The following is a 26345-nucleotide window of genomic DNA, read 5'->3' on the forward strand; positions in this document are numbered from 1 at the left end:
CCTGAGGGATTAAGCCGCCTTCGGTGGTTGATGACTACTTAATAATGCGTCAGCAAGAGCGAGTATGGAACACTGAGGATTCTGCTTCCTGGCAACATCAATATATTTAGTAACTTCCTGCCACTGCTGATTCAGGATAGCCAATAAGGCCAGACCGGACCAGGCTTGGGAAATCGAGGGCTCAAGCCGAGTGGCCGACTGATAACAGCGTTGTGCTTCAGACAAGTCATTCATTAGCAAATGACACCAGCCCAGGCCTATCCAGGTAGGGTAAAACTGTTCATTCAAATGAAGGCTTTTTTCAAGCGAGGCTTGTGCATCTGGCAACTGATGTTTTTCCATTTGCTTAACGCCATAATGATACCAAAGACGGAAGTTGGCTGAATCCACAGCAATGAAGACTTCGATATCGGTTAATGTAGTTTGTTCATCCAGAAATAGCATCACCAGCTGTGCTTCACGATTCGTATCATTTAAAGACAGACATAATTTGGCATAGTAAACAGCCTCGTGCTCATTCTCCAGCTCAAACCAGGATGCTGCCAATATACCCAAAAGCTCCGCATTCTGCTCATGGTGCTCTACAGTACGTATTAGCTCAATACTCTCTTCAAAACGTTCGAGCCGCTGCAATAATCTCGCTTTCATGGCGAGTATCTCACTACTGGCCTCAAGCGGCTTGAGTAATTCCAGGGCATAGGCATAATTTTTTTGTAAACTATACGAATAAGCCAGATAATAGCGCCGTTGCGGCAGATCGCGCTCCTGTAATGCTTTTTCAAAAACAGCAACAGCTTCCTCATAATTTTCAGCTGATAAGTGCAGCAGGCCTTGTTGCAGCCAAAGCGCCTGGTTGGAGGCTTTTTTGGCCTGATCCAGATAGTGCTGAGCCTGATGCCAGTTTTGCTGGTTTTGGTAGCTTTGACTAATTGAAAGAAGCAGATTGGTGTTATCCGGATCTTGTTTCAGATAATGCAGATAACGTTGAAGTGTTTGATTTTCCATTGTTTTAAATCCTTTAATTTGCTTGCGAGGCAGCGGCGATTGTAAAGGATAGTCAATGGCCTAGTAAAGAAATTTAAGATCATTTTAATTACCTCAGCGAAACGCATTACTTTCGCTGAGGCAGATTCGAAACTTAAGTGCGTGTATTAGAAGAGCTGCTTTGCGCTTCTATATCATCATCGCCCAAAAATTCGAAATCATCCAAACTAATTTCTTCATCAGAATAAAGATTCTCAAATTCATCGGCGAGGCTGTTAACCTCTTCATCATTGATATTTTCTTTTACTGATACTGCTGGTGATGATGTTACACTGGGTTGGGTAGAAAGAAGAACGCTCATTAAACCAAAGCCTTTCTGTGCAGCTTGACCGGCAAATGCCCATCCGGCTTTGCTTATATCACCAAATTTATATCCTGGTTTTTCATCAGGTTTTTCAGCGGGCGTCATTTCAGTAGTCGCCTTATTGGCTTCACTTGCACAATGTTTAATATGGGCTGACATTTTCTGGAACTGTTCTATTTGCTTCTCATTCAATTTTACCGAAGGATTTACTTTCGCAGATTGATTATATTCAATAATATTTTTAATCAGAATGTCATAACGAGGACCACGCTGCACAGGTTCGATCAGATAATCTGACAAGCAAAAACCCTGTGTGTTGCTGGCATAAACGTAGTCTTTTAATGCTTTGAATGCCTGAGGGTTTCCAGCCTGCTGCGCAAATGCTGCATAATTTTTAGCATATTCGGCATAAAGCAGGAAATACTTTATCAATAATTGCTGGCGAGCCTCTCTTAATGAGTCCAGAGTTTCCTGCTCCTCAAGGGAGATAGTCTCTCCTGCTGCTATTTTTTGAGATATTTCCAAGCCCTTAGTCACATTTGTATCGAGTCTCATCGAAATATCAACAAGCCTTGGGAGTAATTGTTTGAACCTGTTTAAAACAGGATTAGCTCCAATTAATCCAGCTCTCGAAAAAACACTGACCAAAAAAATTAGTTTATTACGATAAGTTTCTTCAGTTTTAAACAGCTCTGCCAGGGAGTGGTTAACAGGGTTAACTGGGGCTTTGGGTTCTGACTTTTCTAGCATGGTAATTCCTATCTTCTACATGTAGCCTAAAAAATAACCATTTTAATCGACTTTCATTAAGATAAAATTAAGTATGATTATTTTGACTAATAACTATTGACCCCTACGTTCCGTGGTTAACCGGTGTTGTGGGATAAATAGAAAACCTATCGTCTTTGCGAACGAAGTGAAGCAATCCAGATCGAGCGTTGAACAAAGGGAGGAGCTGGATTGCTTCGCGAAGGCTCGCAATGACGGTTTTTGGTGCGCCTATCTTTATTCATAGAACAATGTCGAACAAGTCGCTGAACATGGAGTAATAAGTTTCGAAGATCAGGCTGCGTTGGCCGTAGGCCTTTCGTCTGGGCAGATGACGAGAGTCTGGCGGCTGCGTCTCGAAAGTTTGATATAGGCAAAAGGAACCACGTACAGTGAAAAGAAAGTACCCACTAACATTCCACCGAGAATAACAATACCCAATTGCCGGCGGCTTTCCGCGCCCGCTCCTGTTGCCAGAGCGAGGGGGAGGGCGCCAAGCAGCATTGCCAGGGTGGTCATTAAGATAGGACGGAGTCTGATTTTTGCACTTTCAATAACGGCATTAAATTTATCCATGCCTTCCTGTATTTTCAGGTTGGCAAATTCAGTAATCATTATCCCGTGTTTGGTGATAAGCCCTACCAGAGTCACCATTCCGATATTGCTATAAATTGAAATAGTCTGATTGGTGAGATACAGGGTGAGCAAAGCACCTACCAGGCATAAAGGTACACTGAGCAGTACAATCAATGGATCGATAAAACTCTCAAACTGCGCCGAAAGCACCAGATAGATAAAGAGTAAGGCTAAAAGCATTGCGTAAATGCTGTTTCCAGAGGATTCAAGGTAATCTTTGGCAGTACCGGTAAAGCGAAACTGGATGTCATCAGGTAGTTTTTTATCCAAAATATCCTGAATTTTATCAATGACTTCATTTAAATGAGCACCGGGTGCGAGTTCAGCGCTGATACTTGAGGTTCTTAAACGATTCAAATGCGGCAAACTATCTGGTCCTATTGAATGGCTGACATCAATCAATGTGGATAATGGCACCATTTTTTGCCGCCCACTTTTAACATAAAGTTTATTGAGAATGGCAATATCGCGGCGCTGAGAATGATTTAACTGCAATATGACTTTGTAGGTTTGCCCGTCATAATTAAAATTAACCGGATTACTTCCGCCAAGCATTGTTGATAATAATTCTGCAACCTGAGCCAGATTGACATCAAGATCGGCTGCCAGTTGTCTGTCAATTTCAATATTAACTTGCTCACTATCCAGCGCGAGATTGTTTTTAACATGCCTTAACTGAGGAAACTCGCTTAAGGTTTTGGCTACATCGTTGCTTATCTCGTTGAGCCGTTTGTAACTGGTGTTTCCCATAACTGCCAGGCTGAACTGATTACTGCTGCCGCCGCGATTGCCCAAGGGATTAGGGCTTACCGGATACACATTAACCCCAATCAGTTTCTGCATTTTTGCACTGAGTTCGTCACTGATTTCCTTTTGTGAGCGTGAGCGTTCATGCCAGGGACGCAGTTTTAAAATGGTAAAGGCTGAGGAGGGCTTAACGGAAACAAAATAATTCAGCTTTTCCGGAATAGATTCATATATAGCCTCCAGCTGCCGGCTATAGTGGTCGGTGTATTCGGTGCTTGCATTGGTGGGTGAGGCAATGGGTCCTATGATGTAGGACTGATCCTCAACCGGAGCCAGATCTGCTCCTAACTGATGATAACAGAAGAAACCAAGCAGACAGGATGCAGCCAGAATCAGAGATAAGCGGTATGGGCGATGAAGCATCGCGTTTAAGCTTCGGCTATAGCAATCGCCCAGTTTTCTAAAAACCTGATCAAGCCAATGACTGTAGCGGCTTTCTTTTTGATTCAGCAATTGCGAGCACATCATTGGAGATAGACTTAAAGCAACCAGTCCGGATAGTAAAACGCAGATTGACAAAGTCGCGCCAAATTGAAAAAACAGTTTCCCGGTAAAGCCATCCACAAAACCCATCGGGGCATAGACTGCCGCTAAGGTAATAGTCATAGCCAGAATAGCGAAAACAATCTCATTGCTTCCCTTTATAGCGGCTCGAATGGGAGATAAGCCGTTTTGTATGTGCCGGTGGCAGTTCTCCAACACAACAATGGCATCATCAACGACAAGGCCAATCGCCAAAACCATTGCCAGAAGGGTTAATGAATTCAGTTCAAATCCCATCCAGTACATGGGCCAAAAGGTTCCAATCAGGCAAATGGGAATGGTGACGATAGGAATTAAAGCCGCACGGATGCTGCCCAGAAACAAAAGAACCACCAGTCCGACAAAGAGAGACGCTTCAAAAAAAGTCCAGTAGACTTCATGGATGGAAGCTTTAATAAACTGGGTTGAATCAAATACAATTTCAGATTTAAACCCTTCAGGAAAGGTTTTCTCCAGGCGCACCAGGCTTTTACGGACTACTTTGGCTACGTCGACGGGATTGGCATTGGATTGAGCCAGAATCGCCAGACCGACTGCTGGTTTTCCGTTAATGCGCAGCAAGTTATCCTCATTCTCACTGCCGACGGTGACTGTTGCCACTTCACTTAAACGAATTAGCTGGTGATCTCGCTGTGCAATAACTAACTCTGAAAATTTCCTGGCATTTTGCAGCCGTGCATGGGTGACCACTGTGTAATAGCGGTTAGCACTCTTAATTTGTCCGCTGGGTACGTCAATATTTTGTTGGGCAAGCGCTTTTTTTATTTCAGCCACTGTGATCTGGCGGGCAGCCATTTTTACCGGGTCCAGTGCAATTTTGACGGCATAATTACGGCCGCCATGATAGCTGACTTCACCTACTCCCTGAATTTCCTGCAAAACCGGTTTGATATTTCTTGAAATATAATCCGTAATTTCAAGTGGATTTTTTCGTTCATCATGAAAACCAAGCACCACGACCGGATTGGCATCAGAATCATTTTTGTTGACTACGGGTGCGTGGCTGCCCAAGGGTAAATGGGTTTGCAGCGAAGACATTTTGTTACGAATATCACTAATGACTTCATTGATATCCACACCCAGTTGAAAATCAATGGTCACTCGGCTTTTACCCAGCAAACTGGTTGAGCGCAAGCTATCGACCCCGGGAACGCTGGACAGCATGTTCTCCACCGGAATGGTAATTTCCTTTTCTACAAGTTCAGGACTTGCGCCATCGAATTCAGTATTGATAGTGATAGAAGGTTTTTCAATATTGGGAAGATGCCGCAGAGACAATTTGGCAAAGTGTAAAAGTCCTGTAATTACTATCATCAGTGTTAAAACAATAGTAAAAACAGGGCGCTTAATGCAATGCTCTGGAAATGTCACCGCGGACTCCTGATATGATTCACAGCGATAACCTTACTGCCTTCTTTTAATTTATGCTGACCGCGTACGATAATAATGTCATCTGCCTTAAGTCCCTGGCAAACTTCGGTCATGGCGGCATGGTGAGTTCCTGTTTTAACGCGAACGGTAATGGCTTTGTCGCCTCGAAGAACAAAAATTTTCTGCCCGCTAATTGTTGGAATGAGGCTTTCCTCAGGAACCAGCAAGCGTTTTCTGGCCAGACCAAGCTGGTGTTTAACTCTGACGAAAAGCCCAGCTGAAAGCTGGTTTTTACTATTATCTATCAGAGCCTCGACCGCAATGGTGCGTGTGTCTTTATCGATGGCGGGTGCAATATAATTTACCTTTCCAATGAAAACCTGAGTAGGAAAGGCATCTGAACTGATTCGTACCCTTTGGCCATTGTGAAGACGCGGCAGCAATCTTTCAGGTACATTATATTCTACACGCAATTGCTGATTGGCAACCAGATGGACCAGGGCCTGCCCCATTTTCACATATTGACCGACACTGACTTGTTTTGAACCCAGGGTGCCGGTAAATGGTGCACGCAGATTCAATTTTTCCAATTGCGCCTGTTTGACCTTAACCGCGTTTCGTTTTTCGCGCAGATCAGCCAAGGCTCGATCAAGGGCCTGTTCGGAAGCCAGACTTTTCTGTGCTAATTCCTTTGTTCGTTTGTAATTGGTTTCACTGAGTGACAGGCTGGCTTTTGCACTGGCGAGCTGGCTTTTCATAACAGTACTGTCGAGTTGTATCAGCAAGGTATCTTTTTTTACCAGTGCGCCGGGCTGAAAATGGATCGCTGAAATTTGCCCGGCAATTTCCGAGCTGATATCGATACTATCCATACTGGCCAGACTGCCCAGCGTTTCAAATTGCTCGGCTAATACACGCTCTGTCACATGCGCGGTTTCAACAGTGATCAGCGGCGGTTGCGGTTGAGAATGCTGTTTACCGGATACTGCGAATTTGACATATAAAACTGAAATAACTGCCAGGATTGCTAACAGCAAAAGTGAAAATCGAGATTTCATGCGAGATCCTGGAAGGTTTGGCCGATCGGGCTATTATAAAACAACTTGCACACAGGTTCAAAAGAAAGCTTGGTTTTTAGAGGGGGAAAAATTCTGATAGTTGGATCGATAGACGTGTAGGTTGAGCCCTTGGCCCAACCAATAATAATTTCTTAACTTAAGCTTTCAATTACTCAGCTGCCAGCCACTGGTTTAACACTTCAACAATTTTCCGCGCCTGATCTTCACTGGAAATATTAAATTTGGATTTCATCCAGTATTGATTATTCCTTTTCTGATAGCGTCTTATGGAATATTTGATCGGGCCGAAATCGTTTTTTGCATTATCCCAATCCTGATATTTAAACATAATAGTGGTCCAGGCCCCCTTGGTTAACACATATTTATCCAATTCTTTGGTAGTTTCTGTGCCATTTTCGCTAAAAGCAATAGTCAAATCATCAATTGTTTCACTCATTTATAAACCTTTGGAAGAATTAATCGATGGATTGTAGTTTGCCGTCAACAAAAGTCAAGGACATGGGCGGGCCATACTGGGAAGGCTGGTAGGTCCAAATCTGCGGTTTAGTCTGACTTTGCACAGGCACTTCGATAAAGGTATTGTTCACGATAGAGGGGCTTCCACAGGCGCCATATACTTTACCGACCGGATCACCTGCCTGAATGCTGGTACCTCCGCAAATAGAAAAAGCATTAGTGGAATTACCATTAAGAACAATGTCATGAACCTGATTATTAACTACGTCTACCTGCAACTGCACCCCGCCCGCAGTTCCCTGAAAGGGCGCGCTGCCGTAATTACTGTTTCCGACAGGCAGCTTCCATACACCATAAAAGGCGGTTGGAGCTCCTTCATTGTTGTAATAAAGCTGTTGCGCAGGAATTTTCTGCATCAGAGGTTTGTTAGAGTTTTGCTGACTTAAAGGTTGTCCACAGGCGGCGATAACCTGATCCTGAGTCATTCCCACATTGATATACCCGTGATTCTGCGGGCAATATACTGAATCAGCTGCCCAGAGCATACAGGGGCAAATAACAGTTACTACAGCTGCTACTGCAATTTTTCCGGCCATTTCAGCCTCCTCAAGTTCCCTCATAATCAGTATATACCCTGTGAAGAAAAATAAAGTGATTTAGTCTGCCGGAATAAAAAATGTTTTATTCAACGACTTTGTTAATAAAGGCTTCAGAATTCTTTTTTATACTTATAGAAAGTATGTATGTAGTTGAGATTAATCATGGCTCTAACAATTAAAATTGAAAATCCTGATGAAATAAGTAAGGAAACTGCAGCTAAACGTAAAAAAGTAGTTGAATTAAAAGAGGGCATTCAGGATTCTCTGAGGAATGTAGAAGAAGATCTGAATGGTGGTCTGGACACAGAACTTGCAGAAGGACGGCTCAGTCCTGAGGAATATGAGCTGCATAAAGGAACTAATGAGCAGATGTTAGAGAATTATACTAATGCGCTCAAGGCTGCTGGCAATACTATTACTCGTTATGATCAGCTCTTATCAGAAAACTCTGGTCTTTGTATCATAATACCGGCCAGTACTGGAAGAGATGAACTTAAGCAGATTATTCAGGGCATAGAGGCGCTATTAAAAGAAAACAAGAATGCAGAAGAGGTTGAGTTTTTCAATGCCATTCTTGCCCGAACGAAAAATTTGAAAGATATTGTGGATACGGGTAAGGCTATCAAAGAAACCAATATTCCCATTACCAGAAGCGAATTGGTAGTCTGGGAAAGAATTGCAAAGGATCTTGGTCAGGATAATAGTCAGGCGAAAGATCTGAACTATTTGAATAGTCAGGTGTCCGCTGTACATAGCAGCAAAACATTACGAGGGGAAGAGAAGAATATATTAATTGATTTATACAATAAGCTATCATCCATTCTACTAAGTGATTCCACGGACAAACACAGCAAGATCCAGCAAGCAGTAAGCGACGTGGCCGATACCTCTGCATCGATTAAACGCACCGAGGGGTTCAGAGGCTTTCTTAATGCCGTCTGTCAATTTTTTAAGCTCCCTCTTGTCTTTACCATGAAATCAGAGTCGGTGGCTAGCACGATCAGCATTAAGCAGGAATTGCAATTGTTTAAGAAAGCACAAGTTGCAGATGATTCGCCGGAGGTGGAGTTTGACCATGATCAGCAGGGGGATGAAGCTCCGACAATAAGCTATTCAAGCTGATTGAGCGAGCACTTCCCTGTGCATCAGCACCCTACACTAACGGTAAAGGCATGGACGCGCTAATGAATAAAGTAATGACTTTGATCATCACCATCATAATGTAGGGTGCAAAATCAAATCCTGAAACATTGGGAATTATTCTGTGGCCAAGGCGAATCAGTGGATTAGTCATTAAATTAACCACATATCCTGCTGGATTCTGCTGTTCCCAATGTGGATTGACCCAGCTCATGATCACCCGAATCAGGAGCGCAAAAAACATCAGGTTGAGCGGCTGAACGACAAGATCAGCTATTACGAAAAGAAGAATGAAGGAAACCGGCAGCAACCCTCCATAGGCAAGCAATCCAAGACAGATGAACTTGATAATCTCAACTACGACAATCAGGGCCAATCCTGGCCAGTCATATTGGGAAAGGGGTTTTCTGGTTTTTCCCGGTGTATCCTGCTGTATCATTCGCTCAATTGGGCCGAGAACAGGACCTAAAAGGGCATTAATACTTTGGTTGACAGGATGAAGAGGGCTTAAACGAAAATAACGCAGAATCACCCGCGCCCAGAGAAGAAACAGTATTAATGTAAAAATCACGGACACTAAAAAATAGGCTGCCGTTAAAAGTCCTGTCATCATTTTTTCACCTGCACTTTATGAGTCTGGCAAGCAGTCTCGAATGTTGTTTCTGCATTTTACGGCATCACAGTGATTTGACAAGAGCTGAGACAGCTACAGAGGCTTATCAAAAGTAATCAGATATAAACGGCTATTTTCATGTTTTAAACCGGCAATGCCTGTCTTTTTATCAAGTTTTCCATTCAAATAAAAATCATTATCGATGATTAGAGCAATCTGATTAGACCTGACCAGACTGATGCCTTCAATTTTAGAATCTCTAATACCAAGAGCGGCTAAGTCTAATACCAGTTCCTTTTGCAGGGTTTTAATCCCCAGGGCTTTAAGTGAATCAGCGCTCTGACTTTCCAGGTTTTCATTGAGTTCTTTTAGTTTCGGATCTGGAGATTGCAGGTTGCTCGCATGAGAGAGAGCGATCAGATAGATTTTTTTATAGGCATTTTCCCCAGTCTGATCGTTTTGTTCAATTACTAAAAAACGCCCATTGCCGAGAGACAACATATCCCCGATTCGATCCGAACCCTTTTTATCAAGCAGATAGATGAATTGGCCGGTGGTTTGTTTTTTGTAAATGTCAAACTCAATCAGACGAATAATTTTCGAATCTTTTTTAGGATTCTTAGCAGGATTTTGCAAGGGACTTTGTAAAATAGCATAGACTTTTGAGCCTTGCAGGGCGACTCCTTCAAATCCTCGATTGAGTTGACGGTGTTTCAAAATTAGCGGTAATCCTTTACCCGGATAAAAGCCCTCCAAAAGCCTTCCCTGTGAAGTAAAATGAATGATAGACGGACCGTACTCATCAACCATCCAATAACTGTGATCATTGGCGACATCAATACTTTCCAAATCCAGGCCTGATGGGTTATAAGCCAGTTTATTGCCAAACACATCCACCGGTTTTTCCTGGCGTTCAGAAGACGGGGGGAGTCCTGAAACGGGTTTGCCGTTTGTACTTTTAAGAAAAACTTGCTGGCGTACAGTCAATGTTTTACCGACAGGATCTGCCAGTAAAATAACCAGACGAGGATTAAAATCTGGCAGAAGGAAGGGGCGTTTAGTGCTCCCGTTCTCTTCATAGGCCTCGGGATTAGGGCCTCGATCTGTATGGCTTAAAAATTGCAGTTGGCCTTCACTGGTTTTTCCTAAGAATCTTAATCCTGAAAATCCACCGAGCAGAATAATCTGGCCCGCCCGGGTTTTGCCAGCGACAGGAGGATTTTTCAATTCAAAACGCTCAATTATTGGGGTTGATGGAACTGCTTGTCCAAAAGAAAAGCCAGGCCACATCATAAATAGTAATATAAGCGTTTTTAGTGAACTCATGAGGATTCATTATCCGATTTTGCCAGATATTCTTTGAACACTTCAATCCCCTGGCTGCCAGGTTCTTCAAAAACATAATGAGCGGGTGAGGGTACGCGTGTGACATAAAATTTGTCTATTTCATCCAGATAGGCGGTGGCGTCTATTCCCACTTTTGAACTGATCATATGCTTTTTAATCGAAGGATCCAGTTTTGAACCAAGGGCTCCATTTACAACAACCAGATCGCGCTCTGCCTGAAAGCGAGTGGCAATGGCCCATTCGATGTCATTAGGATCGTCAATGTTAATATCATCATCCACCACGATCACCAGTTTGATGTCATAATGGCATCCAAAGGCGCAGCAAATCACATTTTTGGCTTCACCCAAATTGGTTTTCTTCATCTTAACCACCAGATGGTAACGTCCTAATCCGCCCGTTGTTAATCTTATGTCAATGACATTGGGGAAATTAACACGAATTCTTTCCAGCAAGGAGGCTTCACGAGGCACTCCGCCCAGAACGACATTTTCCAGCCCGGAAGGGTGGTTGGTTTCAAAAATCGGTTTACGCCGGTGGGTAATGCATTGAATCTGAATAACAGGAAGCATCGAGCTGCCGCTGTAATATTTGGGAAATTCACCAAACGGTCCTTCCAGGGCTCTTACTCCGGGTAACACCAATCCTTCGATAGCAATTTCGGCTTCGGCTGGGATATACACATCATTGGTATAAGACTTCACAACAGATAAAGGTCTTCCCATCAAAGCGCCTGCAATTTCAAGTTCGGATTGATCGCGGGCAGCAATCATTTGTGATGCCATTTTAGTGACCGGATCATGGCCTATCGTTATGGTCACAGGGAGAGGTTTCCCCATACTTTCTGCATCCTGATAATAGGCATGCAGATCACGAGGCAGCATGAGAATACCTAGCTTGTCAGGGGCATGGACCTGCAAGCGATTAATGGAGGTATTTTGCTTGCCGGTTTTTAAATTCAAACCATGCACCAGGCCAGACGTAATATAGGGACCTACATCTTTTTCATGATGAGTTACAATAGGAAAAAGCTTTAACAAGTCAATTGACTTATCATGAATAATCTCATGAACGGGGGCTTGCTCCTGATTGACGACTGCCCAGGGAAGAGGCTTGTGCAAAGCATTTTGAATGTGACCAAGCATTTCCTCTTCTCTGACATTCATGGCTTCTGCAGCCCAGGAACGCTGGCCCAGTGTTCCAGAGACAATAGGAACAGAATGTCCAAGTGGATCTGGAAAAAAACAGGCTTTCCTGCCTTCAAATTGTTCTATCCAGGTCATCACCTCAAATTTTGGATCAGCGCCGGTTTTACAAATCATCAAACGCTCAGTACTAAACAGCCTGTCAAGCCAGTCACGAAGGTTATTCATAGTCCATCCCTGGGTTAATAGTGTTGACAATCAAGAAAATGCGAGTCACGAAATGAATCCTCAGGTGGCTCGACAAGAGGTGTCGGTAATGAGTGAATGTTTTCAGGTTCCAGGGCAAAAAACAATGGATATCCGGGATTGTCTTCTACCACAATACGGTAACCTTCTATTGTGATTCCCCTGCTTTTTAAAGTTTCTTTGGGCTTTTCAATCAGTTGTTTTTTCAGAGTATTATTATTTTCTGCCTCAGTCACTAAAGTGGAAATCATTTCCGCCAGCTGAGGTGATTGAATATCAGACATCTTATTCTCCTTGAGATCACTGATTTTAAGTATAAACACTTCCGAGATTAAAGGGTATTGAGTGATTCGCCCAATTCCTGAGCTCGCTCAGACGCTTTTTGAAGTGCGCTTTCAAGTAATTGCTTAAACTGTCCTTTCTGCAGTACATCCAGTGCAGCTGCTGTAGTGCCGCCTGCCGAGGTGACATTCTGCCTCAAGGTTTCTGGAGATGATTGTGTGCTATTTAGCAAATCAATTGCTCCCAGAATGGTCTGTTTAGCGATAAATTCTGCCTGAGCTCTGTTGATCCCCAGCTTTTCTGAGCCTTCAGTCAGCGCTTCCAAAAACAAATAGACATAGGCCGGCCCGCTGCCTGACAAGGCGGTAATGGGATTGAGAAGTTCCTCATTTTCAATCCAGAAAGCATAGCCTCCGGAGTTAAACAGGCGCTCAACTCGTTGACGTTGTTTTTCACTGATTTGGGGATTGGCAACCAGTGCCGTAACGCCCTTGCCAACTGCAATCGGAGTATTGGGCATGCTCCTGACGATAGCCTGGGTCTTTGGGCAGTATCGAGCCAGGTGCTCAAGGCTGATACCGGCCGCCACTGACAGTAAAACGGCTTGTTCAGGCAGATGCCCTCCAATTTCGGTAAGTACTTCATTTACTTTAAATGGTTTGATCGCCAGGACAACCAGATCTGCGTTTTCAATAATCGCTTTGTTGTTAAAATCAGTGAATAATCCGCTGGGTAACTGTTCTTTTTTTAAAGAGGGCGAGGAAACAGCTAATTGAATGTCTGGCTGAGTGATTAAATTGTGCGCCAGGGCTTTGGCCATATTACCATAACCAATGATACTTATTTTCATTGACGCTCTCCAAAAATAGCTCGGCCTATTCTAATCATAGTGCTCCCTGCTTTAATCGCAGCGTCCATGTCATCACTCATTCCCATTGAGAGTGTATTGAGTTTAAGACCAGTTTGCTGATTGAGTTTGTCAAGCAGCTGAGACAGCCGTAAAAGACTCTGATATTGTTCTGTTTCATTCTCACGAGGCATGGGAATCGCCATCAGGCCGCAAAGCTCAAGACGGGGCAGTTCAGTGATTAATCTGGCAAGCGGCGCTAATTCCTCTGGCGTAATCCCTGATTTACTGGCTTCCTGGTCAAGCTTCACCTGAATGCAGATTTTAAGAGGCGGCATGGAAGCCGGGCGATGCATGCTGAGCAGGCGGGCGGTTTTTTCTTTGTCTACACTGTGAACCCATTCAACACAGGCTGCGATTTCTGCAGTTTTATTGCTCTGAATAGCTCCAATAAAATGCCAGCGGATTGGCAGATCTCGTAAATCAGAGATCTTTTTTTGAGCTTCCTGCCAGTAATTTTCGCCGAATTCATTTAATCCTGCTGCCTGCGCCTGGCGAATCGATTCACTGCTGTGGCCTTTGCTGACTGCAAGCAGGGTGACGCTGCCTGATGGCCGGTGGAATTCGGCTTCAAGCTTTTGAATATGATTTTTTATCCGGATAATTCGCTGTGCTATAGTCATTTTTCAGATTCATAAATAGCAACATCATAACTGATTTTGATTTATGAGTGAATTTGCTCTGAGCAGCATCCTGAGTTAATCTTGCAATTATTCCAATGACTTAGAGCACTATATGGATATTGCCGAGCTGCTGGCTTTTTCTGTTAAAAACAACTCCTCTGATTTGCATTTGTCCGCCGGAATGCCTCCTATGATTCGGGTTGACGGTGATTTGAGAAAAATCAATATCCCCCCCCTGGAGCATAAAGAGGTAATCAAAATCATTTATGATATTATGAATGACAAGCAGCGCAAGGAGTATGAAGAGCATCTGGAAACAGATTTTTCTTTTGAAATTGCAAATCTGGCGCGCTTCAGGGTTAATGCCTTTAATCAGGCTCGCGGTGCAGGGGCGGTATTCAGAACTATTCCTTCCAAAATTCTGAGCATGGAAGACTTGGGATTGCCGCCAGTGTTTACCGAAATTGCCTCGTTTCCCAAGGGGCTGGTATTGGTTACCGGTCCTACAGGTTCAGGAAAAAGCACCACACTGGCAGCGGTGATTGATTACATTAACTCAAATCGCTACGATCATATTCTAACCATCGAAGACCCTATTGAGTTTTTGCATACCAGCAAAAAATGCCTCGTCAATCAACGGGAAGTGCATCGCGACACACACAGTTTCGGTGCTGCCTTGCGTTCTGCCCTGCGAGAGGACCCCGATATCATTCTTGTCGGTGAGCTAAGAGATCTCGAAACCATTCGTCTGGCGATGACCGCAGCAGAGACAGGCCATTTAGTGTTTGGAACTCTACACACGAATTCAGCAACCAAAACAATTAATCGAATTATTGATGTGTTCCCTGGTGATGAAAAATCAATGATCCGTACAATGCTTTCTGAATCTTTACAGGCGGTGATAGCGCAGACACTGTTAAAGAAGCGAGGCGGAGGACGACTGGCTGCTCTGGAAATTATGATGTGCAACTCTGCAATCAGAAATCTGATTCGTGAAGATAAAGTGGCTCAGATGTATTCTTCAATTCAGACAGGACAAAGCAGAGGAATGCAGACACTGGATCAGCATTTGACCCAGTTGGTTAATCAGGATTTGATAGCTAGGCACACGGCCCGTGAAATCGCGATTAACAAGTCAATATTCTAGATACTGACATCTCCTTGAAATAATGCAGCATTGAAAGGGAGGAATACTTCGATCTGTTATTAGTTTTTTATTTAAGGTAATATCGCTCATCCCAATTTTTTAAGGATAAAAAGGTGATAAAACAATGGTTAAAAGCTGGTTTTTTTACCAGTTTGATTTTTTCCGGGGTGGTTGATGCGGCAATTCCAAAATTTGGTCTGGCCCCTCTGAGCCCTACAGTCTTACAAGTTCCTTCCAACGCTTCATCCTCTGTCAGTTATCTGGTACGAAATAATACCAGCATTCCCCGTATGCTCACCATGCAGCCTCTGCCGGGCATTGCTCAGGTGGTCAATGCAGGCACTTGCAGTAATCCGTTTTATTTGAATCCGGGACAAACCTGTGTGCTTGCTCTGCAAGTTAATGGCAGCCAATTACCTGTCAGCGGTATTCATGATGGTCCCGTAATTTGCAAAACCTATGGACCTGGAAATAATAGCCCTGATCCTTTTCTGTGTTCCCGGCCAAGCGCTCTGGAAATTTTGAATATCAGTGTAGTTGCTGCGACCAGCGGACACCTGCTGTGGCTTTATAATGGGGTTCCGGTAACTAATGTTGATTTACTGACCGATACCAGTGGTAATATTACATTAAGCAATACCGGAATTAATACGGTTACCAATTTACAGATAAGCATTCCAGCGCCCTACAACGCTTATTTCTCTAATGGCTGTGGCGCCAGCTTATTACCCAATAGCAGTTGTAATATCAGCTATAACATCCCATCACCGGTATTCTCGAATAATTTCGTGATTACTGCGACGGGCTTAAATGCGGATAACAGTCCCTTACCCTTGTCGGTTGAAATTGGCCCTGTAGGCCCAGTGCAATGTTGGGGGGAGAATAATACCGGACAACTGGGGAATAATACAACAACACCTCCAGCGCTTCCTGTAACCTCTCCGGCAGACCCATTGAGTCTAGTTATGGGAATTACTAACGCTACCGAGATAAGCGGCGGTTCCACCTATACCTGCGCCCTGTTGGCCACTCGCCAGGTTCAGTGCTGGGGTGCCAATAACCTGGGTCAGTTAGGAAATGGCGCTCCACTTCCTGGAGCTACTTCCTTAACAGCTGTCAACGTAGTTGGAATCAATACTGCTGTGGATATTAGTGCGGGTGAGACGCATGCCTGCGCAGTGCTCGCCAATGGTACGGTACAGTGCTGGGGTGCTAATAACGTAGGCCAGTTAGGAAATGGTCTGACCACGAACAGCAGCACGCCTGTGACTGTGGCTGGAATTACTAACGCGGTCGAAGTCAGCGCCGGCTTTTATCATACTTGCGCTGTGCTCGCGAACGGGCAGGTATCCTGTTGGGGAGGAAATGACTTTGGTCAGTTAGGAAATGGTACAACCGCGCCTCTGCCTCAGTTTTTCCCCGCTGCTCCGGTAATAGGCGTTGATAATGCCATTGCCATTACCACCTCGAGTTTTACCTCCTGTGCTCTTTTAGCAAATACTCAGGTCAAATGCTGGGGAGTGAACAATGTAGGGCAGGTGGGCATGGGGCAATTCAGTCCGTCCGTACCGACTCCAACAACCGTTGTGGGAGTTAACAACGTTGGCGTATTATCCGGCATTACTGATTTGTCAGGTCGAGGCTTTCATACTACAGCGCTTGGCAGCAATGGTTTGGTATATGCCTGGGGATTAAATAATGCTGCCCAATTGGGTAATGGTACGCTTGACAATAGCCCGTTCCCGACTATGGTTTTGGGAATTAGCGCACCTGCAATTGATGTGAGTTCCGGTCTGGTGCATGCCTGTGCTCTTCTGATTAATGGTCAGATGCAATGCTGGGGTAAAAATGAGTTTGGCCAGTTGGGACTTGGGAATGCGCCACCTCCGCCCTCTGTTCCGCCGGATATCTATACTTCAGCGCAAACAGTGCTTGGTTTAACGAACGGCATTGGACTGCTCGAGCATGGTTCAGCGGCCATAAGTTGTGCGATTGTTTCTTAATCCTCAATAAAATGTTACCTACCGCGGGCGATGTCCGCAGTAGGTAACTTCCAGTCCTTCACCTAAAAATTCTTTTTAATATTCTGTTAATAATTTTTTGATTAAATAAGCACTCTTTTAGCAAGTTAATGGAAAAAGTATGGCTGCTTATTCAATCGATAGCCCCGTGATTTTGTTCTCTCATTCTGAATATGGTAAAAGACTTTTATTTAAAAATGGCGCTACCAATCCCAGAAATGAATTAGGAAAAAACGGGGTTACTCTCCACAGCGGATTTGGTTCATTAGCTTATAAAACAATAAAAATCAATGCTAAAAAAATTAATCAGGATGGTACTGAAGAATTATCTACATTTAGGGTCAATCGAAACAGTCTTATTAAATACCTTGGTATTAAAAATCCTAAAGGGATGAAGGATGCAGACCTAATCGCCACTCTTCAATCGCAATTCTGGACAGATGACTACGAAAATCGAGATACTGCTAAAGCTCAGGGGATGGCTGGTGAGCGTTTACGACATGCTGGAGAACATAACAAGAGAAAAATCAGCAATTGGCGTAATGCGATTGGCGATAGCCTTAAAGGCGGCTTTCTGAGTTGGTTGTATAAAAAAACGATTAGCGGCGTAAACCGGATTAAAGCCCGTTTTCTTTTTGTACGTACGGAAAAAGACATTTTTGAGGCCGGAGAAGTATTGGCCAAGAAACGAGCTAAGCAAGCCTATAAAGAGATTCCTGCATACAAAGAGCATTTATCACGCTTCAATTGTAAAATTAATTCTGAAACCACATTTTCTGACCTCCCGGTTACCACCAAAGAAAATTATATTAAACATAATGATAAACATGAGAACAGAACGCATCGTCATGGTAAATTTCCTGCAAAAGCGAAAGTGGATACCTCAACCGGCACCACTGGAAAGCCTACTGCATGGGTCCGCAGCCATGAAGAGGTTGAGCTTGTAAAAGAATCATTGCAATTAGCTGCAAAAATTCAGTTTGGTGATCGCAAACTTCATTATATTGATGCTTTTGCACTGGGTCCCTGGGCAACGGGTTTAACTACCTATGAGCTGATGCGAAATACCGGCAGTGTGTTTGCTACCGGTTGCGATAAAGAAAAGATTCTGGACGAATTACTCCGCATAGTTCGTTATGACACGGATTTACGCGAACAGGCCTTAGATCGCTGGCAGAATAAACATCCAGGAAAAATCACAGACGGCGATAAAGAGCTGATTGGCAAGTTAATTAAGGATACTTTGGCCAAGGTTTTAAAGAACCGTGATCTGGACTTATATGATGCTTTGAAAGAAGCATTCCAGCAAAGTGAGGGTCGAACTGCTGAGCTTGTTCAGCGGTATAAATCTGAAATCCGACGGATGGCTGCCGAGTTAAACAAGGACAAGCAGCAGATCATCATTGCCGGATATCCACCCTTTTTAAAGGATTTGACCGCCTATGTTGAAAGTAAAGGCTATCAGTTTGAGGATTTTTCGGCAATTGGTGTAGTTGGAGGTCAGGCCATTTCAGAGGCAATGCGTGAATTGTTGATAGAAAAAGGGTTCAACCAGGTCTACTCCTCTTACGGCGCCTCAGATCTTGATATTAATCTGGGCGTTGAAACCGAATTTGAAATAGCACTGCGAAAGGCGCTTGAAAAGCACCCGGGCCTTGCTCGTGAGCTCTTTGGAGAGAATAAAGGCATTCCGATGGTATTTCATTATGATACGATGAACTATCATGTGGAATGCGATGAAAAGAACCAATTAATCTTTACCTGTACTCATGATTACCAATCCTCGCAACGGGCGCGCTATAAATTGGGAGATGAGGGCCGCCTTTATGCCTGCAGTGACGTTCAGGCAGTGATGGCTAAATACGGCATTTTCAATAAACCTAAAACCAATCTTCCTTTAATGTTTGTCTGGGGACGCGAGTCTACCGTGGTTTATAACGGGGCCAATCTGGCTTTCACGGAGCTGGAACGCGCAATCACCGATGACGAGGAACTCAAGTCACAGGTACTCAAAAAAGCGTTTTATGTTTATCATGACGATGAAGGGTCTGAGAAAATGGAAATGTGGCTTGAGCTTAATGAAGGGCAAGAGTTCCCTTCTGAAGAAGAAATGTTTGATTCCTCGCAACGCCTGTATACTAATCTGGCATCGGTTAACCAGGATTTCAGATGGCAGTTGAAACAGCTGGATGAAGGCAGACAACTGCCCGTGATACGTTATTTCAAACGCGGTGCAAGTCCGATCAGTGAAACTGATGGACATCACAAACAGGTTCTTGTCTTTAAACAAAATGCCAATCTGGCCCGGGATTATCAGTTCCCTGATGAAAGCTTGTGCAGAGCCGTTACCGTACCGATGAGTGGTGAAATTCTTAAGGAAAGGTCTGCGGAGTTCGGAATCTGAATCATCGGATTCCAGCCTCTGCGGAAAGACGTTGTGCGTGAATAAAGACAGGTACACAAAAAACCGTCTTTGCGAGCGTTAGCGAAGCAGATCCTAACTCCATTCAAGTTTCGGTCTGGCTTCACTTTGTTCGCAAAGGCAGATTAGTTGGTTGGTTGTATTTATGCAACAAAGCCTGCTCGGAAATGACAGACACGTCTATGTGAAACAGGTTAATCTGCGATAGAATACAATTTTTATCGGAAGGTTAAAAACAATGGGTGTGAACGAATCAATTTTCCTGCGCAGTCTGCGCCGAGAGGCAGTACCAAGAACTCCTGCTTGGTTAATGAGACAGGCAGGACGTTATTTACCGGAATATCGTCGGGTTCGTGCACAGGCCGGCGACTTCATGACCCTTTGCAAAACCCCCGAGCTGGCGTGCGAAGTCACCTTGCAGCCGCTCAGGCGGTTTCCTCTGGATGCCGCTATTTTGTTTTCAGACATTTTAACCATTCCGGATGCAATGGGGCTTGGCCTGCATTTTGTGGAAGGCGAGGGGCCCTGTTTCCGATTTCCGCTGCATACTGAAAATGCCATTAAAGCGCTTCCTTTTGAGCAATTAAACGAAGGGCTTTCCTATGTTTTTAACGCAGTTGAATTAATCCGTCGAGAGATGCCCGCCGATCTGCCTTTGATTGGTTTTTCAGGCAGCCCCTGGACGCTTGCCTGCTACATGGTGGAGGGCCAAAGCAGCCGTCAGTTTCCCCGCTGCATGCAGCTGATTGAGAAAGAGCCACAGATTGCCAGGTTGTTATTAAATAAACTAACTCATGCGGTTACTCACTATTTACTTGCACAGATCCATTCAGGTGTTAACGCCGTCATGTTGTTTGATACCTGGGGTGGACTCCTGTCAACCGAGAATTATCTGAATTTTTCACTCAATCCGATGAGAGAAATTGTCCAAAATATAAAAAAACAGTATCCCCATATTCCCGTAATTTTATTTACCAAGGGTGGAGCGCAATGGCTCTTGCAAATGGCTGAAACCGGTTGCGATGCCTTGGGGCTGGATTGGACAGCGGATCTGGGAGAGGCCAGAGCACTGCTTGAGGACCGGTTGAGCCTGCAGGGAAATTTTGAACCGGCCTTGCTTTTAAGCGATGAAGAGACCATTACTAAAGAAGTAGAACGTATTCTCGCCTCTTATGGAAATGGACACGGTCATATTTTTAATCTGGGGCATGGGATTACACCGGACGTTCCTCCTGAACATGTCAGTATGTTATTGCAGGCTGTACAAACCTTTAGCCCTGCTTATCATAAGGAAAGCAAGTGATTACCGAGAGTCAATTTAAGCCGGCCTGGTGGCTGGGTAATGCACATAGTCAAACCATCTATCCCACTATTGCGCGCAGCATTCGATTTGTTATCGATAAAAGCGAACGCATCGAATTGGCTGATGGTGATTTTCTGCAATTATCCTGGATGACTAAGGGGGTGCCACAGAATGCACCAGTGGTTGTTCTGTTGCATGGTCTTGGTGGAAATCTGAATTCGACCTATGCCGCCGGCTTAATGCAATCATTTAATAAAGCAGGCTGGCGAGCAGTAATGATGCATTTTCGTGGAGGCGGCAGTAAGCCAAATCGTTTGCCAAGAATTTATCACTCCGGTGATACCAGTGATTTTTCTCATTTCCTGAATATCCTCGCAGATAGGGAGCATGACGTCCCGAAAGCAGCGGTAGGGATCTCTTTAGGAGGCAATGTGCTCTTGAAGTGGCTGGGAGAAGCAGGCGAACAGAACCTTATCCAAACTGCAGTCGCTGTTTCAGTACCTTTCAAATTAAATATTGTTGCTGAAAAAATAGATAAAGGCTTTTGCCGCCTCTACCAAGCCTATCTGCTGAAGAAATTGAAAAAACTGGTTGTAAGGAAGCAGCAGATTTATGCCGATCAATGGGAAGATATTTCCAGCAGACTGCAACAATCCAATTGTTTTCGCAGTTTTGATGAAAATATAACCGCTCCTTTGCATGGTTTCTCCAGTGCGAATGATTATTATGCCAAAGCGAGTTCGCTGCCTTATTTATCAAAAATAGCGACGGAAACCTTAATTATTCATGCCAAGGATGATCCTTTTATGACTACGGAGGTTATCCCTTCTAATGGGGAGTTATCTGATAAAGTTACTTTAGAGTTAAGTGAGAAGGGCGGGCATGTGGGCTTTATCAGCGGGAGTATGCCAGGTTTGCCAGTCTATTGGCTGGAAGAAAGGATCCCTGAATATATCCAGTCTGTATTTGAAACTCCCATGAAAAAGCCCAAATAAAATCCGGTTATACCAGGGTGTTTAGTCGCCGCATAGCCGAAACGCCTGTCAGGCTCCTTGTTCTTCCTCGGTTTTCTTCATTGGGCGAGGATTAAAATGCCGGCTTAGCTGAATTGCCATTTCTAATGATTGTTCATAATTCAGGCGAGGATCAACGAGGCTTTTATAAGCGTGCTTTAAATCTTCTTCACTTAAGCCACGGGCTCCACCGATGCATTCGGTGACATTATCTCCAGTTAATTCAAAATGAACACCACCTAAATTGCTGTTCATTTCAGTATGAATTCGATCGGCTTGCTGCAATTCTGATAAAATATTATCAAAATGACGGGTTTTTATTCCAACTGCAGTAGTTTCTGTATTTCCATGCATAGGATCGCAAGACCAGGTGACTGGAATATTAGTCGAGTGCACTGCTTCAATTAAAGGAGGCAATAATTGAGAAATTGATTGTGCGCCAAACCGGGTAATCAGTAATACTCTTCCTGCCTCGCAATCAGGGTTAATAATTTTCAGTACATCAATCAGCCATTCCCGCGTGGCTTTCGGTCCGACCTTAATTCCAATAGGATTTTGAATACCCCGCATAAATTCGAGATGGGCGCTATCCAGTTGCGCGGTTCTCATTCCTATCCAGGGAAGGTGAGTGGATAAATCGTACCACAGTCCGTCATGCAAACGCCGGGTCAAGGCCTGCTCATAATGCAGATGTAAGGCTTCATGAGAAGTATAAAAATCCACTTTGCTTAAGTTGTTTAAATCATGACCATTTATGGCCTGAAAAAAATCCAGCGAATCAGCAATTGAGTGCACCAGTGAATGGTATTCATCCGCTTGCGGCGAATGATCAACAAATCGCAAGTCCCATTGCTGAGGATGGTTCAGATCTGCAAAGCCGCCGTCGAGAAGCGCTCGGATAAAATTGAGCGTCATCGCAGCACAGCTGTAACCCTGAAGCATCAACTTGGGGTTTGGAATACGTGATTGCGCATTAAACTGGGGTGAGTTAACCAAATCACCGCGATAGCTGGGCAGAGTCACCCCCTCAATCGTTTCAAAATCAGAGGAGCGGGGTTTGGCGTATTGGCCGGCAATTCGCCCCACTCGAATAATGGGTTTACGCATTCCATGCAGTAGAATCAGGCTCATCTGCAGAAGAATTTTCAGTTTGTTACTGATAATATCCGAACGGCATTCGCTAAAAGATTCCGCGCAATCGCCTCCTTGCAGAATAAACGCTTTTCCCTGTCCTGCGAGCGCAATTTCTTTTCTGAGATTTTTAATTTCACCGCTGGTCACCAGCGGCGGTAACTGACTCAACTGTTCAACGACTTTTTCCAGCTGTGTTTGATCAGGATAGACTGCTGCTTGCTGGTAGGAGAACTGTTGCCAGGAAGTTGGCGACCACGCGTTCATAAGCACCTTGGATTACATTAATAATTCAACAAGTATGCGATAACTGCGTGGGAGTAGCAAGAAGGAATCAGCCAGGGGAGCAAAGCGTTACGAATATCCATTGCTACTATTCTTCAAAAAAATGATAAAAAATTTCCATGCAAGCCTTGAATTTATAGTTATCATCCCCATTTTCTGTTGTCGGTAAATTCAGGAGTTGTTCAGATGAGCAGTGAAAAAACAAAAGACTGGAAAAAAATTAAAGAAGAAATCGAGCAAAAACTCAATGAAGACACTGAAAATTCAATTGATACGGATGAAGAGGAAGGTGAGAGCGGGAGCAGTGGAAAAGCATCTGAAACTGCCCTGGATCATCCAAGCTACACCGCGCTCGAGGAAAAGCTGACTCTGGCTGAGCAACAGGCTCATGAGAACTGGGAAAAATCGGTACGCGCAATGGCCGAGCTTGAAAATGTCCGACGTCGGGCTGAACGCGATATCGCCAACGCCCATCGCTACGGGCTGGAGAAATTTATCACCTCGCTTCTTCCTGTAGCTGACAGCCTGGAACAAGCAATGCAGTTGGCTGATAAATCGGCTCAGGATGGCATGTATGAAGGCCTCGAACTTACGATGAAGTTATTTCTGGATGCGCTGGCCAAGCAGGATGTTGTGCAGATTGATCCGCAGGGGCAATTGTTTAATCCCCAGGAACATGAAGCCATGTCAATGGTGGCAGTGCCTGATGCAGAGCCTAATACAATCGTCACTGTATTTCAGAAAGGATATAAATTGGCGGACCGAATTATTCGTCCGGCTCGTGTTATTGTGTCAAAAAAATAAAACTGGTTGCAGGCATATTGGCTTGAATTTATTAGATTCACCCCCATATGTTGGACTAATTGCAATAAAAATTTATATTGGAGCAAAGGCAAATGGCAAAAATTATTGGTATTGACTTAGGTACGACTAACTCCTGTGTTGCGGTTATGGAAGGTAAAAATGTACGTGTTATCGAGAATAGCGAAGGTCATCGTACCACGCCATCCATTGTCGCATTTACTGAAGACGATGAAGTTTTAGTTGGGCAATCAGCCAAGCGTCAGGCAGTAACCAATCCGGATAAAACCTTGTTTGCTGTCAAGCGCTTAATCGGCCGCCGCTTTGATGATGCGGTTGTTCAGAAAGACATTAAAATGGTTCCTTACAAAATTGTCAAAGCAGACAATGGCGATGCCTGGGTTCAGGTTAAAGGCCAGGATAAAGCGCCTCCGCAGATCTCTGCAGAAGTACTGCGCAAAATGAAAAAAACCGCTGAAGATTATCTCGGTGAAGAAGTGAAAGAAGCGGTAATCACTGTTCCTGCATACTTCAATGACTCTCAGCGTCAGGCAACCAAGGATGCGGGTCGTATTGCTGGTCTGGAAGTCAAACGTATTATTAACGAACCTACTGCCGCAGCTCTTGCTTATGGTATGGACAAAAAACGCGGTGATTCAGTAATCGCTGTTTATGACCTGGGTGGTGGTACATTTGATATTTCAATCATCGAAATTGCTGAAGTTGAAGGTGAACACCAGTTTGAAGTATTGGCTACTAACGGTGACACATTCCTCGGCGGGGAAGATTTCGACCTGGCATTGATTGAATACCTGGCTGCTGAATTCAAGAAAGACACTGGTATTGATCTGCACAATGATCCATTAGCGCTGCAGCGGCTGAAAGATGCAGCAGAAAAGGCAAAAATTGAATTGTCATCTGCTCAGCAGACCGATGTGAATCTGCCTTATATTACTGCCGATTCCAGTGGTCCAAAACATATGAACATCAAGCTGACCCGTGCCAAGCTGGAGTCACTGGTAGAGAAATTGGTTGAACGTACTATTGAACCCTGTAAAACAGCACTTAAAGACGCTGGATTAACTGTTTCCCAGATTAATGAAGTGATCCTCGTAGGCGGTCAGACTCGTATGCCTTTAGTGCAAAAAACAGTACAGGATTTCTTTGGTAAAGAACCGCGTAAAGATGTGAACCCTGACGAAGCGGTTGCTGTGGGTGCGGCTATTCAGGCTGCTGTATTGTCCGGTGAGGTAAAAGATATTCTGCTGCTTGACGTTACTCCGCTTTCTCTGGGTATTGAAACTCTGGGTGGTGTAATGACCAAGTTAATTCAGAAGAATACTACTATACCGACCAAGGCAAATCAGGTATTTTCCACGGCTGATGATAGGCAAACCGCGGTCACTGTGCATGTTTTACAAGGAGAACGTGAGCAGGCTTCAGCTAATAAATCGCTTGGTCGATTTGATTTGACGGATATTCCTGCAGCGCCTCGTGGCGTGCCCCAGATTGAAGTGACTTTTGACATTGATGCAAACGGTATCTTGAATGTATCAGCAAAAGACAAGGCAACCGGTAAAGCGCAATCTATCGTCATTAAAGCGTCCAGCGGTCTCAGCGATGAAGAAGTTGATGCAATGGTTAAGGATGCTCAATCTCACGCGGAAGAAGACAAGAAATTTAAAGAGATGGCCGACTTGCGCAACCAGGCGGACAGCTTAATTCACAGCAGTGAGAAATCACTGACTGACCTGGCAGGAGAACTCGATGATGCTGAGAAAAAAGGCATTGAGTCTGCAATAGCCGAGTTGAAAGAAGCTGTGAAAGGCAATGATAAAGAGCAAATGGAAGAGAAATTGAAAGTTCTCTCAGACGCTTCTGGAAAAATGGCTGAACGCGTTTATGCCAAAAAAGCTGCTGAAGGACAAGCCCAGCAAGGTGGCGAAGCGCCTCATGCCGGCCAACAGTCACAGGCTGGTGAAACTCAGTCGGGCAAGTCTTCTGACGGTGTTGTGGATGCTGAGTTTGAGGAAGTTCAGGACGATAAGAAATAAAACCTTAATAAGGTTGTTTCTTCTTCGGTGCAGGCGCCAACTTAAGAGTTTCCAAAAATCCTCTCTCCCCTTAGGGGAGAGAGTTAGAGAGAGGGGTTTAAAGTGAACCCTCACCCTTACCCTCTCCCAACTTGGGAGAGGGTATTTCTTTTGAGGTTGACGCCCATATGCTAAAGCAGAGATTTATTTAAATGTAGCCTTGATATGCGAAGCGCATCAAGGTTTTTTTGCTTAAGAATGCGAAATCCGGATGTCATT

The 26345-nt window shown here is 44.3% G+C and carries 21 protein-coding genes; 8 read left to right on the plus strand and 13 right to left on the minus strand.

All coding sequences use genetic code 11. The annotated features are described in order from the left end of the window. Positions 1–9: 9 nt before the first annotated feature. The 6 genes from LXA66_RS13480 to LXA66_RS13505 all read right to left on the minus strand — a co-directional run bounded on the left by LXA66_RS13480 (position 10) and on the right by LXA66_RS13505 (position 7604). On the minus strand, positions 10–1005 hold the full coding sequence (locus LXA66_RS13480) for a CDC27 family protein (RefSeq protein ID WP_233013570.1): 996 nt from the start codon (positions 1003–1005) through the stop codon (positions 10–12). A gap of 133 nt (positions 1006–1138) precedes the next feature. Further along, entirely contained in the window at positions 1139–2098 is a 960-nt protein-coding gene (locus LXA66_RS13485; protein ID WP_233013571.1) for a RhoGEF domain-containing protein, read from the minus strand. Positions 2099–2410: 312 nt separating this feature from the next. Further along, the gene (locus tag LXA66_RS13490; RefSeq protein ID WP_233013572.1) at positions 2411–5473 is read right to left on the minus strand and encodes an efflux RND transporter permease subunit; all 3063 of its coding nucleotides are present in this window, start codon (positions 5471–5473) and stop codon (positions 2411–2413) included. Next, on the minus strand, positions 5470–6531 hold the full coding sequence (locus tag LXA66_RS13495; RefSeq protein ID WP_233013573.1) for an efflux RND transporter periplasmic adaptor subunit: 1062 nt from the start codon (positions 6529–6531) through the stop codon (positions 5470–5472). Before LXA66_RS13495 ends, LXA66_RS13490 begins: the two co-directional genes overlap by 4 nt. 169 nt (positions 6532–6700) lie before the next feature. Then, on the minus strand, positions 6701–6988 hold the full coding sequence (locus LXA66_RS13500) for a hypothetical protein (RefSeq protein ID WP_058507574.1): 288 nt from the start codon (positions 6986–6988) through the stop codon (positions 6701–6703). Positions 6989–7007: 19 nt separating this feature from the next. Beyond that, on the minus strand, positions 7008–7604 hold the full coding sequence (locus tag LXA66_RS13505; RefSeq protein WP_233013574.1) for a DUF2845 domain-containing protein: 597 nt from the start codon (positions 7602–7604) through the stop codon (positions 7008–7010). Between the two features lie 165 nt (positions 7605–7769). On the opposite strand from LXA66_RS13505, the gene LXA66_RS13510 reads away from it, so the two are divergent. After that, positions 7770–8729 (plus strand): hypothetical protein, encoded by a 960-nt coding sequence (locus tag LXA66_RS13510; protein ID WP_233013575.1) that lies wholly within the window; start codon positions 7770–7772, stop codon positions 8727–8729. 31 nt (positions 8730–8760) lie between these two features. Here LXA66_RS13510 and LXA66_RS13515 read toward each other — a convergent pair whose 3' ends face one another. The 6 genes from LXA66_RS13515 to LXA66_RS13540 all read right to left on the minus strand — a co-directional run bounded on the left by LXA66_RS13515 (position 8761) and on the right by LXA66_RS13540 (position 13910). Further along, the gene (locus LXA66_RS13515) at positions 8761–9360 is read right to left on the minus strand and encodes a YggT family protein (protein ID WP_233013576.1); all 600 of its coding nucleotides are present in this window, start codon (positions 9358–9360) and stop codon (positions 8761–8763) included. 93 nt (positions 9361–9453) lie between these two features. Further along, the gene (locus tag LXA66_RS13520; protein WP_233013577.1) at positions 9454–10686 is read right to left on the minus strand and encodes an esterase-like activity of phytase family protein; all 1233 of its coding nucleotides are present in this window, start codon (positions 10684–10686) and stop codon (positions 9454–9456) included. Further along, positions 10683–12080 (minus strand): UbiD family decarboxylase, encoded by a 1398-nt coding sequence (locus LXA66_RS13525; RefSeq protein WP_233013578.1) that lies wholly within the window; start codon positions 12078–12080, stop codon positions 10683–10685. Before LXA66_RS13525 ends, LXA66_RS13520 begins: the two co-directional genes overlap by 4 nt. A gap of 14 nt (positions 12081–12094) precedes the next feature. Then, positions 12095–12382 carry a hypothetical protein gene (locus LXA66_RS13530; RefSeq protein WP_233013579.1) on the minus strand — a complete coding sequence of 96 codons (288 nt, stop codon included), beginning with the start codon at positions 12380–12382 and terminating at the stop codon, positions 12095–12097. Positions 12383–12429: 47 nt separating this feature from the next. Further along, positions 12430–13230 carry a pyrroline-5-carboxylate reductase gene (proC, locus tag LXA66_RS13535; RefSeq protein ID WP_233013580.1) on the minus strand — a complete coding sequence of 267 codons (801 nt, stop codon included), beginning with the start codon at positions 13228–13230 and terminating at the stop codon, positions 12430–12432. Beyond that, positions 13227–13910: a YggS family pyridoxal phosphate-dependent enzyme gene (locus LXA66_RS13540; RefSeq protein WP_233013581.1), complete on the minus strand. Its 684-nt coding sequence runs from the start codon at positions 13908–13910 to the stop codon at positions 13227–13229. Before LXA66_RS13540 ends, proC begins: the two co-directional genes overlap by 4 nt. A gap of 112 nt (positions 13911–14022) precedes the next feature. Between LXA66_RS13540 and LXA66_RS13545 the strand changes: the two genes are divergently transcribed. From LXA66_RS13545 to LXA66_RS13565, 5 genes are all read left to right on the plus strand, one after another. Beyond that, positions 14023–15057 (plus strand): type IV pilus twitching motility protein PilT, encoded by a 1035-nt coding sequence (locus LXA66_RS13545; RefSeq protein WP_112218302.1) that lies wholly within the window; start codon positions 14023–14025, stop codon positions 15055–15057. Positions 15058–15170: 113 nt separating this feature from the next. Beyond that, positions 15171–17060 carry a hypothetical protein gene (locus LXA66_RS15935; protein WP_233013582.1) on the plus strand — a complete coding sequence of 630 codons (1890 nt, stop codon included), beginning with the start codon at positions 15171–15173 and terminating at the stop codon, positions 17058–17060. Positions 17061–17199: 139 nt separating this feature from the next. Then, the gene (locus LXA66_RS13555) at positions 17200–19482 is read left to right on the plus strand and encodes a hypothetical protein (protein ID WP_233013583.1); all 2283 of its coding nucleotides are present in this window, start codon (positions 17200–17202) and stop codon (positions 19480–19482) included. A gap of 256 nt (positions 19483–19738) precedes the next feature. Beyond that, positions 19739–20803, plus strand: coding sequence for a uroporphyrinogen decarboxylase (hemE, locus tag LXA66_RS13560; RefSeq protein WP_233013584.1), 1065 nt, complete (start codon positions 19739–19741; stop codon positions 20801–20803). Further along, positions 20800–21798 carry a hydrolase gene (locus LXA66_RS13565; protein ID WP_233013585.1) on the plus strand — a complete coding sequence of 333 codons (999 nt, stop codon included), beginning with the start codon at positions 20800–20802 and terminating at the stop codon, positions 21796–21798. Before hemE ends, LXA66_RS13565 begins: the two co-directional genes overlap by 4 nt. Before the next feature lie 48 nt (positions 21799–21846). Here the strand turns inward: LXA66_RS13565 and LXA66_RS13570 are convergent, their stop codons facing one another. Continuing rightward, positions 21847–23214, minus strand: a complete 1368-nt coding sequence (locus tag LXA66_RS13570) for a 3-deoxy-7-phosphoheptulonate synthase class II (RefSeq protein ID WP_233013586.1) — start codon at positions 23212–23214, stop codon at positions 21847–21849. Between the two features lie 204 nt (positions 23215–23418). Here LXA66_RS13570 and grpE point away from each other — a divergent pair, with 204 nt between their 5' ends. Further along, a complete protein-coding gene (gene grpE, locus LXA66_RS13575; protein ID WP_058507561.1) occupies positions 23419–24036 on the plus strand; it encodes a nucleotide exchange factor GrpE in 618 nt (205 codons plus the stop codon). 92 nt (positions 24037–24128) lie between these two features. Beyond that, positions 24129–26087, plus strand: a complete 1959-nt coding sequence (gene dnaK / locus LXA66_RS13580) for a molecular chaperone DnaK (RefSeq protein ID WP_233013587.1) — start codon at positions 24129–24131, stop codon at positions 26085–26087. Positions 26088–26345 lie beyond the last annotated feature (258 nt).

Source organism: Legionella sp. 16cNR16C, assembly GCF_021297775.1.
Lineage (GTDB): Bacteria > Pseudomonadota > Gammaproteobacteria > Legionellales > Legionellaceae > Legionella_C > Legionella_C quinlivanii_A.